Below are 13950 nucleotides of genomic sequence, written 5' to 3'. Positions count from 1 at the left end.
AAAAAATACTATAAGTTAGTTATACGCTTTTTATTGATTTTTAGATGTCTAAAAAAGTATATTTTTTAATGTTTAAAATGACGTGTACCCGTAAATACCATAGCCAAGTTGTTTTCGTTACAATAATCGATACTTAACTGATCTTTTATTGAGCCTCCTGGCTGGATAACTGCAGTTACACCGGCCTTTTTTGCGATTTCCACACAGTCTGGGAAAGGGAAAAAAGCATCACTTGCCATAGCAGCACCATTTAAGTCAAAGTTAAATGTACCCGCTTTATGTATGGCTTGCTCCAGTGCATCAACACGACTTGTTTGTCCTGTTCCGCTAGCACAAAGTTGCTTGTTTTTAGCTAGTACAATGGTGTTGGATTTTGTGTGCTTACAAATTTTCGAAGCAAAAATTAAATCTTCAATTTCGCTATCGGTAGGATTCGAATTGGTAACATTGGTTAAACCTTCTACGGTATCTGTAATGTTATTTCTGTCTTGTAGTAACACACCGTTTAAGCAACTTCTAACATTCATTTTAGGTAATTCTATGTCGTGAAGTTGTAACATGATTCTATTCTTTTTGCCTTGAAGAATGGTTAAAGCTTCTGCCGAAAAGGAAGGCGCAATAACAACTTCGCAGAATAACTTGTGAATCTCTTCTGCTGTAGCTACATCAATTTCGGTATTACTAATTAAAACCCCTCCAAAAGCCGAAACAGGATCACCTGCTAAAGCATCAAGGTAAGCTTGGTGTAAAGTGTCGCGTTGTGCCAAACCACAAGCGTTATTATGTTTTAAAATAGCAAAAGTTGGCGCATCGTTTTTAAATTCGAGCATTAAATTTACAGCAGCATCAACATCTAAAAGATTATTATAACTTAATTCTTTACCATGAAGTTTTGTGAATAGCTCATCAAAGTTTCCAAAGAAGAACCCTTTTTGATGTGGGTTTTCACCGTAACGCAATACTTTTCCTTTTGTTTCGCTAATTTTTAAGGCAGCTTCATTATGGTCTTTGTTGAAATAGTTAAAAATAGCTGTATCGTAGTGCGAGGAAACATTAAAAGCTTTACCTGCAAAACGTTTTCTGTCTTCTTCAGAAATCGTTCCGTTATTTTCAGAAATAAGTTCTAAAAACTCAGCATAATCATCAACAGACGATACACAAATTACATCGGCATAATTTTTAGCAGCAGCGCGAATTAATGAAATACCACCTATGTCTATTTTTTCAATAATATCTTGATTATTGGCACCAGAAGCAACTGTTTTTTCGAATGGGTATAAATCAACTATAACCACGTCGATTTGAGGGATTTTATACTCTGCCAATTCTGCTACATCACCATCGTGGCTTTGTCTGTTTAAAATACCTCCAAAAACTTTAGGGTGTAATGTTTTTACACGACCACCAAGAATTGAAGGGTAAGAAGTAACATCTTCAACAGGAACAACGTCTACACCTAAATCATTTATAAATTTTTGAGTACCACCAGTAGAGTATATGGTAACACCTTGTTCATCTAATTTTTTTACAATAGGTTCTAATCCGTCTTTACTAAATACCGAGATTAATGCAGATTTAATGTTTTTTTCGTTGCTCATGCTAGTTTTTGTCTTTTTAGTTCCCTGCTAGGCGGGGGTTGAAACTTTTGCTGTTTTTCAATGAGTTACATTGAATTTGTAAATAAAATGCAAAAGTAATTATTTCAACTAAAATAATGCCTTAAGAATGCCTAAAAAGAGCGTGTTTTTTTAACTAAAAAGAGAAGTTGTTAACAAGGGGCTGTTGAATTTCAAATTTCGAGTTTAAGGTTTCGGGTTTCGGTGAGGTTGAAGATCGAAGACCGGAGAGTGATGACCGAAGATCGAAGACGGGAGGTTTTGGACGGAAGTTAGAGCATGTTTACTAATAAGTGTATGTGTGTTTAGTTTTAAGTAAACTTTAGAGAATGAAAATTAAGTTTAGTGATTGGAATTGTTTAGAAGACCGGAGACTGATGACTGAAGACGGGAGATTGTGAACCGAAGTTAGAGCAGATTATCTTGGTGTTTATTAATAAGTATATTGTATTTAATTTTAAATAAACTTTAAAAAATAAAAATTAAGTTCTCTGGTTAGAATTGTTTTAAAGACTGCCCACTGCCCACTGAATACTGAATATTGAATACTGAATATTGAATACTGATCACTGCATACTAGTTACTACAAACTAAACACTAAATTTAAAACTTTACGAAAGTATAGTCGCCACCTTGGCACAAACAAACTCTAAAAAGCGTTCATCTGCTTCAGTAAAGGGATCGGGTGTGTTAGAATCGATATCAATCTGACCAATATTCTCACCATTTACAAAAATTGGAATAACAATTTCGGCTTTAACGGTAATGCTACAAGCTATATAGTTATCTTGAGCAGCGACGTCTGGAACCACGAAATTTTCGTTGCTAACAGCTACCTGTCCGCAAATACCTTTTCCAAAAGGGATTACCGTATGATCTGTAGGTTCTCCTACATAAGGGCCTAAGTGTAATTCTTCCTTATCGCCATTTCTAAAATAAAACCCCACCCAGTTGTAATATGCTATATGGGCTTCAAGTAGTTCGCAAATATTTAAAAGGCGTTCGTCTACTGTTTTTTCTGTGTTTAAAACAATAGTTTCTACCTGAGGTTTTAGGTCATCAAAAATCATAAGTCCAAAAGTTTTGGCAAAAGTATTTAAAAAGGTGTAATTTCGATATTCGGTTTCACATAATTTTAACCAAATTAAATCAGATAAACGTATTTTGAATACACTCTTTGTAAAATACAAGTCGGTTATAAAGTTTATCCTGACTTTTTTATTGGTTTATATATCTTTTTCTGTGATTTATAAACTGTATTTAGACGCTTCTGATGGATCGAAATTTTACCCCGATTATATAACACACTTGGTGGCTAAACAGAGTGAATCTTTATTAAATTCGTTTGGGTATGACGCTCTAGTGTTACCGCACCCAGATGAGCCATCTATGAAAGTTACTGTAAAAGGCAAGTATTTAGCTCGAGTCATTGAGGGCTGTAATTCAATAAGCGTTGTTATATTATTTATATCATTTGTTATCGCTTTTTCCGGAAAATTAAAAACAACATTTTTATTTATACTTTCCGGTAGTGTTTTAATTTATGCCGTTAATTTAATTCGCATTGCGGTATTAAGTATGGCGTTATATCATTATCCTGAACACAAAGAAATTTTGCATGCAGTAGTTTTTCCTGCCATTATTTACGGGTTGGTTTTTTTACTTTGGATTTTTTGGGTGAATCGATTCTCTAAACTAAAAAATAAAAATGCCTAAACTAATCAAATACGCACTGTTGTTGGTGTTGTTCGGATTGTTGATTTTAATTCGGTTTTTTGAAAATGAACTGTTTTATGATCCATATTTGGTGTTTTTTCAAAACGACTATTTGTACATAGATAGTCCAAGGCGTGAAGTTTTAAAGTTAGTAGGCTTTACCACATTACGCTATGTGCTAAACAGTGTCATTTCGTTAGGGATTTTATATGTATTCTTTAAAGATAAAGGCATTATTAAATTTTCAATAGTCGTTTTTGCCTTGGCTTATGTTGTTTTGCTTTTAATTTATTTATACTTCGTTATCAATCCGAAGCAGGAAGATTATTATTTGTTTTTTAATGTGCGTCGCTTTTTAATACAGCCTATTATTTTACTCCTGCTATTACCTGCTTTTTATTACCATAGGCTTAAAAATTAAAGAAAGCCCATCTTGGCATTTTATGATTGATTACACTGAAAAAGCTGTGTCACCCTGAACGCTTTTGCCATTGGCTGAGACCTGTCATGTTTTTAAAACCTGACAGGTCTAAAAACAAAGAATTAAAGACCCGTAGTTATATGAAGTGCGAAAAGCCTTCGTCTAGGAATATGTGTCTGCCGGCAGGCAAAAAAGCCTGATTTTTCGTTTCAATAAAAAAATCAAGATCAGTTTTGTGTTAATCATATAATAAAAAAATACTTTCAATTTCAATTTTTTGTATTTTTGTTTCGTGATAAAAAAGTTATTACATAAAGGTTTTTCAGCACTTTTAGCATTGCTGGTTTTGTTTTCAACAGTATCTTTTACTATTGAAAAACATTTCTGCGGTGATGTTTTGGTAGATGTTTCTGTTTTTACGGAAGTAGATAAATGTGCTATGGAAGCTTATGAAATTGCATTGGAAAAAATTACGAAAAAAAAGTGTTGTAAAGATGTTGTTGATGTTATTGAAGGTCAGGATGAGTTAAAATTCTCTTCATTTGAAGATTTAGATTTTGAACAACAACAGTTTATTGCATCTTTTGCATACACTTACATTAATCTTTTTAAAGCTTTACCTAAGCTAATAATTCCTCATAAAGATTATTCTCCACCCAATTTGGTCACTGACATACATGTGCTAGACCAAGTTTTTATAATTTGATTTTTTAATTCCTGCCTTTCGTCTTCGCTCAAGATGAACTACAGTAGGAATCTCATCAACTCTAGGTGAGTTTAAGCAGATTACCTTCTTTGTTGGAAGGGTAATCAAGATTATTCAATCAAATTATTTTTCAAAATGAAACACACATATACAATTACAGGTATGACCTGTAATGGATGCAGAACTTCAGTGGAAGACAAATTGAATGCTATTAATGGTGTTTTAAATGCTTCAGTAGATTTAGAAAAGGCGGAAGCCCATATAGAAATGGCTAGCCATATTTCGATAAGTGAATTTCAAAAAGCATTGCCAGATAAATATTCAATTTCAGAAAATAACATTTCCACACCAAGTGAAGTAAAGGAAAAGAAATCTGAGTTAAAACAATTATTTCCTCTGTTTTTAATTTTCGGATATATTACAGTTGCTGCAGTCCTATTAAATTATAAACCCTGGAACGGAACCGAATTTATGCTCGATTTTATGGGGCTTTTTTACATCGTTTTTAGCTTCTTTAAATTTTTAGATTTAAAAGGTTTTCCAGAATCTTTTAAAATGTACGATCCTTTAGCTAAAGTCATGCCGGTTTATTCTTGGACGTATCCGTTTATTGAATTAGCGCTAGGAATCATGTTTTTAATGCGCATTCAAATACCATTAGCCTTAATAATCACATTGGTTATTTTAGGAATAACAACCATTGGAGTTATAAAAATACTCTTAAATAAAAAAACGATTCAATGCGCTTGTTTAGGAACGGCCCTAAAACTCCCTATGACCAAAGCAACGTTTATAGAAAATAGCATTATGATTGTTATGGCAATTATTATGCTTGTTAAGACCTACAATTAAATGAAACACATACTTTATATATTATTAATGCTTCCAATGATGCTATTATCCCAAGATAGAATTAATGGGGTGATCATGGAAGCAAACGAAAAAAATGATCCCATTGTCTTGCCAGGGACAAATGTGTATTGGCTAAATACTTCTGTTGGTGTTGTAACCGATATCGATGGAAAGTTTAGTCTGCCGTATAAAGCCGAGTATACACAATTGGTAATTAGTTATGTTGGGTATAAAACCGATACCATAACGGTTACAGAGCCTAAAATGGTGCGCCATTGGTTACAACCAACCGATAATTTAGATGCCGTTACCATAAATTCCAGAAAACAAGCAACCGCAAAGTCATATTTACAAGCGGCAAATGTATTTACGGTAAGTAGTGATGAGTTGCTAAAAGCTGCCTGTTGTAATCTGTCTGAAAGTTTTGAAACCAATCCGTCCATTGATGTGAACTTTGCCGATGCAGTTACTGGAACACGACAAATAAAAATGTTAGGACTCAATAGTCCGTATATTTTAATTGCTACCGAAAACATTCCGTCCATTCGTGGTGCCTCGCAAGCTTTCGGATTGAGTTTTATACCTGGAACCTGGGTAGAGAGTATACAGATAACCAAAGGAGCAGGAAGTGTTGTTAACGGCTACGAAAGCATTGCAGGACAAATAAATGCAGAGTTGGTAAAACCGGCTACTGATGATAAGTTATTTGTGAATTTGTATGGAGCAAGTAGTGAGCGATTAGAATTAAACACGCACATCAATACTAAAGTGAGCGATAAGTGGCATACAGGGTTGTATTTACATGGGAATACTCATAATAAAGAACATGATGTTAATAACGATGGTTTTTTAGATATGCCTAAGTATAATCAGATTAATATTATGAACCGTTGGCAATATACCAATGCCGAAAAAGGTTTTGTTAGTTTTATCAACTTAAAGTTTTTAAATGATGAGAAGCAAACAGGACAGCTTGGATTTAACCCAGATACAGATAAGTTGACAACGAGAGTTTGGGGAAGTGAAATTGATACGAGACGTTACGAAGTTTCAGCTAAATTAGGTTATGTGAATCCCGAAATTCCGTACCAAAGTTTGGGCGTTCAAACGGCCTTTAGTAGTCATAAACAAGATTCTTATTTTGGACTGAATCAATATGATATTACCCATAATAGTTTATATGCTAATGCTATTTATAATTCTATAATTAGCGATTCCAGACACAAGATTAAAACAGGTGTGAGTTATACTTACGATCATTATGACGAGTTTGTTAATACTGCCGATTATGAAAGAACGGAGAATTCGGTTGGAGCGTTTTTCGAATACAATTACGATAATTTAGATAAGCTGAATTTAACAGCAGGTATCCGAGTAGACACCCATAATTTATTAGGCACATTTGTAACACCTCGTTTTCATGTGCGTTACACACCTTGGGAAAAATCAGCGTTAAGGGCATCTTTTGGACGCGGAAAACGAAGTGCTAATATTTTTGCCGAAAATCAACAGCTGTTTTCAACCTCAAGAGCTATTAGGATAACAAGTTCCTCCCCTTTGGGGAGGCAAGGAGGGGCTATTTATGGTTTAAACCCAGAGATAGCGTGGAATTATGGTGTATCTTATTTACAAGGATTTAATCTTTTTGGAAGAAAGGCAGATATTACTTTAGATTTTTATAAAACCGATTTTAAAAATCAGGTGGTGGTCGATTATGAGAATCCGCAAGAAGTGAGTTTCTATAACTTAGAAGGTGATAGTTACGCCAATAGTTTTCAGGCGGAACTAAACTATAATGTGTTTGAGCATTTCGATTTGCGAATGGCTTATAAATATTATGATGTTAAAACAGATTATAATTCTGGTAAGTTATCAAAACCATTAGTGCCAACACATCGTTTATTTGCAAATGCGTCTTATGAGACTCGTAAACAAGATAAAGGGCAACAGTGGAAATTTGATGCAACATATAATTGGTTGGGAGAGCAGCGCTTTTCTTCAACAGAAACGAATCCGGTACAGTATCAATTACCAGATAAAACACCAACATTGGCAACATTAAATGCGCAAATAACTAAAGTGTTTTCTCCTAAATTTGAAGTATATTTAGGAGGTGAAAACATTACAAATGTGAGACAGTCTAACCCCATTTTGGGAGCAGACGACCCATTTGGTTCGAATTTTGATACCACATTTGTATATGGTCCTATTTTTGGAAGTATGTATTACGCAGGATTGCGATTTAAAATTTAAATTCCTGCGAAGGCAGAAATCTCATGAATAGAAACTAAATGTGTGGTCGAGCTCAATTAAGTCTTTAGATTGCATTCAACCAGACAAAGTAAAAGACTTGTCATTCAGAACGAAGTGAAGAATCGTTTAAATTAAATAAACAGCTACGACTTTTGCTAAGTATCGCAATGACACTAAAAGAATAAAAGAACAGATTTCCACATACATGGAAATGAAAAAAATAACAGAATCATGAAAAAAATAATAACAGTATTAACCGTATTAATAACAACAGTATCATTTGCACAAAACAAAAACGCCAGAGCATCTTTAGAAGTTGATGGTGTTTGCCTAATGTGCAAAACCAGAATCGAAAAAGCAAGCCTGAATACCAAAGGCGTTAAGTCTGCGGTTTGGAATGTGAAAACCCATGAATTGAAATTGATTTTTGACGAACGAAAAACCGATTTAAAGACCATACAAAATAGTATTGTGGCCGTAGGTCATGATACCAAAGAACTAAAAGCTACAGATGAAGCTTATGCTTCTGTGCATCCTTGTTGTAAATATAGAGATAGGGAAATAGTTGATGATCATAAAGAAGGCGAAGAACATAAAGATGGCGATGGTCATAAGCACTAAAATTAAATACTAAAGTCTCGAAAAAGGACTACTTAAAAAAGCTTAATTATTATCAAGTTCGAGACATCCAATAAAAATTTTATCCAGTGTAAAATATTGATGTAATGTCTCCTCGAGTACTTCGTCTGTGCTCAATCGAACATTCAATGTTATTTGTCTTTTTTAGGTAGCTTCTTTTTTGTTTCCAAGTATACTATTTTTAAGCAAAACCCATTATTAGCAAATGATTACGATTTACAATTCATCGATTATTAGTTTTGTCATTTATCGATTATAACAGTCTATACCAAGTATGAGCATCAGGTTTCCCTATTTTTGAATCAATTAATTAATGTCTGGAACTCTTTTCTTTAGTATAGCATATCCCTCCAAGCGTAGTATTATCTAGTTGGTTTGTCTTTTAAAATACAGACTACAGGATGTTATAATTACTTAAAGTGTTTTTTACTATTAACTTAAATAAATTAAAATGAAGTTTAAAAATTTACTGTTTTTTGTATTTGTAGGGCTTTTGTGGGCTTGCGAAAAAGATAATGCAAGTCCGATTGAAGACGAGAGAATTATTATAGATGGGGAGGTGTTTACACCAACAGAGAGCTCTATTAAAGTCTTAGGGAAACAACTGCTAATTACTTTTACTGATGGATTAAAGGAGGTGAAAATTGTAACTAACGATACATTAAAAGGAGCGTATAACATATTAGATGAGCCATTGAAACCGTCTACCTTGCTTAAGGCTACAGTTGAATATACAAATGGAGTTGATACATACAAAGGACTGTCGGGAACTATTATTTTGCAAAAAGATGGAGCGGTTTATTCTGGAGAGTATGATGTTGAACTAAAATCTGAAACAGATAACTTGGAAATAAAAATCAATGGAGGTACTTTCTCAAATTTGGAAAGTACAGTAGTAGACCCTTTAATCGCAAATGAAGCGGCTATTAATGACTCATTGGATGCCTGTTATCCGAAATTCGACAAATTTATTCAGTTTGAGTTTTTGTTCGATGCAGTATATTCAAATCAAATAGCTTTGCCAGATAGTAGTTGGTCAAGCATTTATGAGCACACACAGAATCCATCCGATGAAAAAATAATCAAACTATGGGATGATGCTTGGGAGATTATTTATAAAATGAACCTGATTATTTTAAGCGCAGATAAAAACGTTTCAAACGAGCTTTCTAAAAACGAATTAATAGCTCAGGCCAAAACAATAAGGGCATACACGGCTTTTAAGATCCTAGAGTGGTTTAATAGCATTCCTATTGTTGAAGAGCTTGAAGGGAATTTGTTTTCTGCAAGAAATACAAACGAGGAGGTTGTACAATGGATAATAAATGACGTAAATGCAGCCATGCCGAACCTTCCAGAAACTTGGCCTTCTTTAGAAGATAAGGTAACCAAGACATTTGCCCAAGGGATATTATCTAGAATAAACCTGTATAGTGAAAACTATTTAGAAGCTCATACTGTAAATCAGGAAATAATAAATGGTGGAGCATATGCATTAAGTACTGCAACAAATTTCCAGAAGGATAATACCGAGATATTCTGGGGGTTTGCAAAAGGAGACTATACAGAGTTTAATACTTTTTTCACCAAAGGAGATTTTGTTCCTGTAATTCGTTATACCGAGACTATTCTTTCTAGTGCCGAAACAGCTTATTATACAACAGGACAAGGAGCTGCCTTAAATTATATAAACATGTTAAAACAGCGTAGTGGAGAAACTGAATTGGTAAATGTGGATTTAGATATAATATATGAACAGTATAAAACAGAACTTAGCCTCGAAGGGGATATATTTCTAATCATGAAAAGATTTAGTAAAGCAGAGGATGAACTTCAAATTCAAAATTATCAGTTTGTTTTACCAATACCCTTAACAGTGTTAGATAATAACCCGGATATTTCTCAAAACCCAGGATATTAGAAATTACAAAAGAGATTGAATTCTAAGTTAAAACCCAAAGAATTCACCCAATAAAGTAAAGACCTTTCATTTATATGGGAGGTCTTTTAATTAAAAATTATATTTGTTTTACATAATTTTATGAGTGTAACATTTAATGATAATATATATTGTTTAAGCGCTTAAAGCTTTTAAAATAGAGGATGGAAAAGTAGCATAAAAGCATAATTATCTGTCTTTGTTTAGAGCCCAAACTTTAAAATTTAACCTATTATGAGAATCTGTATTGCCCAAACAAAACCAATTAAAGGAGATATTCAAGCGAATATCGAAATTCATAAAAACATTATTAATATCGCAGTTTCTAATAAATCAGATATTATTGTTTTTCCCGAACTATCCTTAACAGGGTATGAGCCAGAATTAGCAAAAGATTTGGCTACAAATAAGGATGATTCGCGATTTGATGAATTTCAGGAAATCAGTAATAAAAACAATATTACTATAGGGGTCGGAATTCCAGTAAAGAGCACCGATGGTGTGTTGATTAGCATGCTTATTTTTCAACCCAATAAGCCAAGAACCCTTTATTCGAAACAACATCTGCATCCGGGCGAGGCAGATTTATTTACAGTTGGTAATAATCAAATCTTTTTAGAAGAAGGCAACAATAAAATAGCTTTGGCAATATGCTATGAAACTTCTGTTTTAGAGCATTCTGAATACGCTAACAGTCAAGGCGCGAATATTTACATAGCTAGTGTATTGAATTCCATAGATAGCATTCATAAAGATATTGACAGGATCTCGAAAACTGCTAGAAAATATAAAATGACGGCATTTATGTCGAACTATGTAGGGATGTCCGGTGGTAACGCATGTGTAGGAAAGTCTTCTGTTTGGAACAACCAAGGCGATTTGGTGGCACAACTCGACGACGAAACCCAAGGGATTTTAATTTACGATACTCTAACTGAAGAAATTGTTAAAAGAGATAAACTGTAAAACTCTCAAACTGGATTAATGATAAAAACTATTAAAATAGCTACTTTGTTTCAATTAATCCTAATTTTTAACCTGTGCCATTCTCAGGAGATTAATATGAATAAGGATGTAAAAGACATTGTAAAACTGGGAAAAGATTCTATTGCTCAATTGGCATTAAAATTGATAGATAGGGAAGTAGCTATTGAAAATTTTGCTAAAATTAAAGTAAAGACAGATGGAAGGGAAGTCTATGTTTCATTTAGAAACCCTATAAAGTACCTTCCAATAGAATCTGAGTTTTATTTTGATTTAAACGTAAACCTTTTAGAGGGTATCATAGTTTATAATCCGGTTTCTAATGGTTTAGTAGATTGTAAAAAGAAGACCATTCCATTTTATAAACAAACAAGAGAAGCACAAGCTAGTATTGAATTTGTTATAAAAGCAATTAATAAAAATGATGAGGTAGGAGGAATTTCAGATATATCAAGTTTTGAAGATGATATGGTAATTCGTGAACACAAAAGCTATTATGATGTTAGTGTGGTTTCAGAATTTCAAGAATCGTTTTACAAAATAAAAAAGGTGTCGGGAAAAGTATATGACGTTGAACACGCTCATCTTGTCCCACCTCCAATTGAGAGTGAAAATAATAGTGTATTAAAGGAGATAAATTAGTTATAATATTTGTTGTTACACATAACTTGACGATATATAAATTAACCTATGATAAAGAAAAAAAATACCCACCTACTAATTCTATTGTTTATTTCAACTATTGTTTACTCCCAAACATATGAGGGAAAAATAGGTGAATATGATGTGTTTCTTGAAATCGACCAGTTTAAAGATGAAAATATTGAAGGTGTTTACTTTTACGGTAGTAGATTAAAGAATATTAGACTTGAAGGACAAAAGAATGATTCTCAAATTATCCTCTACCAACGTTTTAGTGAAAAATCAGAAAAAAAAGAACTTTTTGAGCTTCAAGTAAAAGGTAATCATTTGGTTGGAACATGGAAAAACGGTAAAAAAGAACTAAAGGTCAATCTCATAGAAACAGAAGCAGACTTTTATGCTTTGAAAAAAGGGAAAATTAAGTTTATTAGAGATAGTGTTCAAAAATTTAAAAATAAAGAGTTGGTTTGGTTTAAGGAAAAGTATTCTAACATGTCTTTCTTTAGGCTTGGTAACGGTTTTACAAAAGAACAGCGCTTGTTTTTTAATCAGAAGCTCGATACCCTGCACTATTCCAATGCCGAAACCTTTTTAGATTGTGATTATCTCGAAACGAATTTGAAGATAGAATTAATATCTGAGAATTATTTATGTTTCACCGAAACGTCATCAAGTTATTGTGGCGGGGCACATCCCAATCATGGTATTAAAACGTTTAATTACGATTTAGTTAAAATAAAAGCATTAAAAGAAATTAGTGATGTATATCCTGAATTGGATTTTTACCCGGTACTAAAGAATAAATATCAAGACGACCCTGATATTGATAAACAATGTGACTATTTTGATAGTGGATATGATAGCTGGTGGAAATATTCAAATTGGGTACTAACCGAAAGAGGAATTGAAATTACACCTTCGTTTCCGCATGCCATGACACCATGTAGTGTGCCATTTTTATTGACTTACAAAGAAATCAACAAATAAGCCTCCCATGAGATTTATAAGACCTACACATGTATTATGAAAAAATTCACAAACCTATTTAAACCACAACAAAACGTATCTCCAGTTTCTGAAGACATTATAGAAGAATATAAGGAAAAAGTACCTCAATTGTTAATTGACTTATGGAGATCTAACGGTCATGCCAAATATAATAATGGGGTAATAGAATTAATTAATCCAAAGGATTTTGAACCGTCGTTATGGACTTGGTTAGGACGGGAAGTAGAAAATTACGTCCCTTTTGCAATTAGCGGTTTTGGAGAGCTGTTTTACTATCGGAAGCTTACAGAAACAGATGAGGATGTTTGTATGATAGATATTCAATACCGAAAAATAGAGACCATTGTATGGGGCCTAGAATCATTTTTTGAAGATTTTCTAACGAATGAAGAGGATAGAAAAGAGTGGTTAAGAGAAGATTTGTTTAATCAGGCTATTACCGAACAAGGAGTACTGATCAAAAATGAAATTTTTACGTTTACACCAGTTTTAGCGATGGGTGGAGGCGAGGAAGTTAAATACTTGAAGAAAGGTAATGCTCAAGTCTATCAGGATATTGTTTTTCAAATGACTATGTAAATTAAGTTACTAGTAATACTTCGACTGTGATTTGTAAATAAACAAAAAAGAGGGTGTCTAAAAAAGTAACTTATTTTGTCATTCAGAGCGGCTTGTGCTGAGCATAGTCGAAGCAAGCGAAGAATTTTATTTGTTATAAATTAAATAGTTATAATTTAATAAGATTCCCCTGCTGGTTGCTACGGTGTACCCACAAATATGGTTGCTTAAATAACGTGAATCTTGCTTAAGAATTCAAGGTGTTCCTCCCTATTAAAAAGGGAGGTGGATCCCGATGAGATCGGGATTCGGAGGGTTATATATGTTTGTTATTTTTAATAAAACGCCTCTTTCTTCCAATTTTTATCAAAATCGAAATTCATTTCTCGGCTTTAATTTAAAGAGGAGAGCACTGTGACAGTAAAAAAATAGTTCTGAAACAAGTCTGGGACACACCGACATAAATTCTCTTATCCAAGATTACGTTAAATAATAATTCTAAAAAGATAGACACTAATTTCACGAATTATCACAAATGGTTCTAAATATAAATTATTTACAAATAAGTAATTTGAGTTTACTTATTGATAAATTAAAGTACAAAGGTATAATTGAA

The 13950-nt window shown here is 33.2% G+C and carries 13 protein-coding genes; 11 read left to right on the top strand and 2 right to left on the bottom strand.

Going from position 1 to position 13950, the window contains the following annotated elements; all coding sequences use genetic code 11:
* Positions 1-65: 65 nt before the first annotated feature.
* A complete protein-coding gene (purH, locus tag C1H87_RS08630) occupies positions 66-1598 on the bottom strand; it encodes a bifunctional phosphoribosylaminoimidazolecarboxamide formyltransferase/IMP cyclohydrolase (RefSeq protein WP_102755415.1) in 1533 nt (510 codons plus the stop codon).
* A 629-nt stretch (positions 1599-2227) separates the two neighbouring features.
* Entirely contained in the window at positions 2228-2686 is a 459-nt protein-coding gene (locus tag C1H87_RS08625; RefSeq protein ID WP_102758217.1) for a GAF domain-containing protein, read from the bottom strand.
* A gap of 94 nt (positions 2687-2780) precedes the next feature.
* Between C1H87_RS08625 and xrtF the strand changes: the two genes are divergently transcribed.
* The 11 genes from xrtF to C1H87_RS08570 all read left to right on the top strand — a co-directional run bounded on the left by xrtF (position 2781) and on the right by C1H87_RS08570 (position 13355).
* The gene (xrtF, locus tag C1H87_RS08620) at positions 2781-3332 is read left to right on the top strand and encodes an exosortase family protein XrtF (protein ID WP_102755414.1); all 552 of its coding nucleotides are present in this window, start codon (positions 2781-2783) and stop codon (positions 3330-3332) included.
* The gene (locus C1H87_RS08615) at positions 3325-3753 is read left to right on the top strand and encodes an exosortase F system-associated membrane protein (protein ID WP_102755413.1); all 429 of its coding nucleotides are present in this window, start codon (positions 3325-3327) and stop codon (positions 3751-3753) included. Before xrtF ends, C1H87_RS08615 begins: the two co-directional genes overlap by 8 nt.
* Before the next feature lie 292 nt (positions 3754-4045).
* Positions 4046-4459: an HYC_CC_PP family protein gene (locus C1H87_RS08610; RefSeq protein ID WP_102755412.1), complete on the top strand. Its 414-nt coding sequence runs from the start codon at positions 4046-4048 to the stop codon at positions 4457-4459.
* A gap of 135 nt (positions 4460-4594) precedes the next feature.
* Entirely contained in the window at positions 4595-5311 is a 717-nt protein-coding gene (locus C1H87_RS08605; protein WP_102755411.1) for a heavy-metal-associated domain-containing protein, read from the top strand.
* On the top strand, positions 5312-7564 hold the full coding sequence (locus tag C1H87_RS08600) for a TonB-dependent receptor (RefSeq protein WP_102755410.1): 2253 nt from the start codon (positions 5312-5314) through the stop codon (positions 7562-7564).
* A gap of 231 nt (positions 7565-7795) precedes the next feature.
* Positions 7796-8185 (top strand): heavy-metal-associated domain-containing protein, encoded by a 390-nt coding sequence (locus C1H87_RS08595; RefSeq protein ID WP_102755409.1) that lies wholly within the window; start codon positions 7796-7798, stop codon positions 8183-8185.
* Positions 8186-8654: 469 nt separating this feature from the next.
* Positions 8655-10124, top strand: a complete 1470-nt coding sequence (locus tag C1H87_RS08590; protein ID WP_102755408.1) for a RagB/SusD family nutrient uptake outer membrane protein — start codon at positions 8655-8657, stop codon at positions 10122-10124.
* A 252-nt stretch (positions 10125-10376) separates the two neighbouring features.
* The gene (locus tag C1H87_RS08585) at positions 10377-11108 is read left to right on the top strand and encodes a carbon-nitrogen hydrolase family protein (RefSeq protein WP_102755407.1); all 732 of its coding nucleotides are present in this window, start codon (positions 10377-10379) and stop codon (positions 11106-11108) included.
* Positions 11109-11126: 18 nt separating this feature from the next.
* On the top strand, positions 11127-11768 hold the full coding sequence (locus C1H87_RS08580) for a hypothetical protein (RefSeq protein ID WP_158655166.1): 642 nt from the start codon (positions 11127-11129) through the stop codon (positions 11766-11768).
* Between the two features lie 48 nt (positions 11769-11816).
* Complete coding sequence (locus tag C1H87_RS08575; RefSeq protein ID WP_102755405.1) at positions 11817-12755, top strand: hypothetical protein; 939 nt, start codon at positions 11817-11819, stop codon at positions 12753-12755.
* A 36-nt stretch (positions 12756-12791) separates the two neighbouring features.
* Positions 12792-13355, top strand: coding sequence for a T6SS immunity protein Tdi1 domain-containing protein (locus tag C1H87_RS08570; protein WP_102755404.1), 564 nt, complete (start codon positions 12792-12794; stop codon positions 13353-13355).
* Positions 13356-13950: the final 595 nt, after the last annotated feature.

The sequence above is a fragment of the Flavivirga eckloniae genome (assembly GCF_002886045.1).
Classification (GTDB): domain Bacteria; phylum Bacteroidota; class Bacteroidia; order Flavobacteriales; family Flavobacteriaceae; genus Flavivirga; species Flavivirga eckloniae.
The sequence above is the reverse complement of the archived record's forward strand: the minus strand, read 5'-3'. Positions and strand labels throughout refer to the sequence as shown.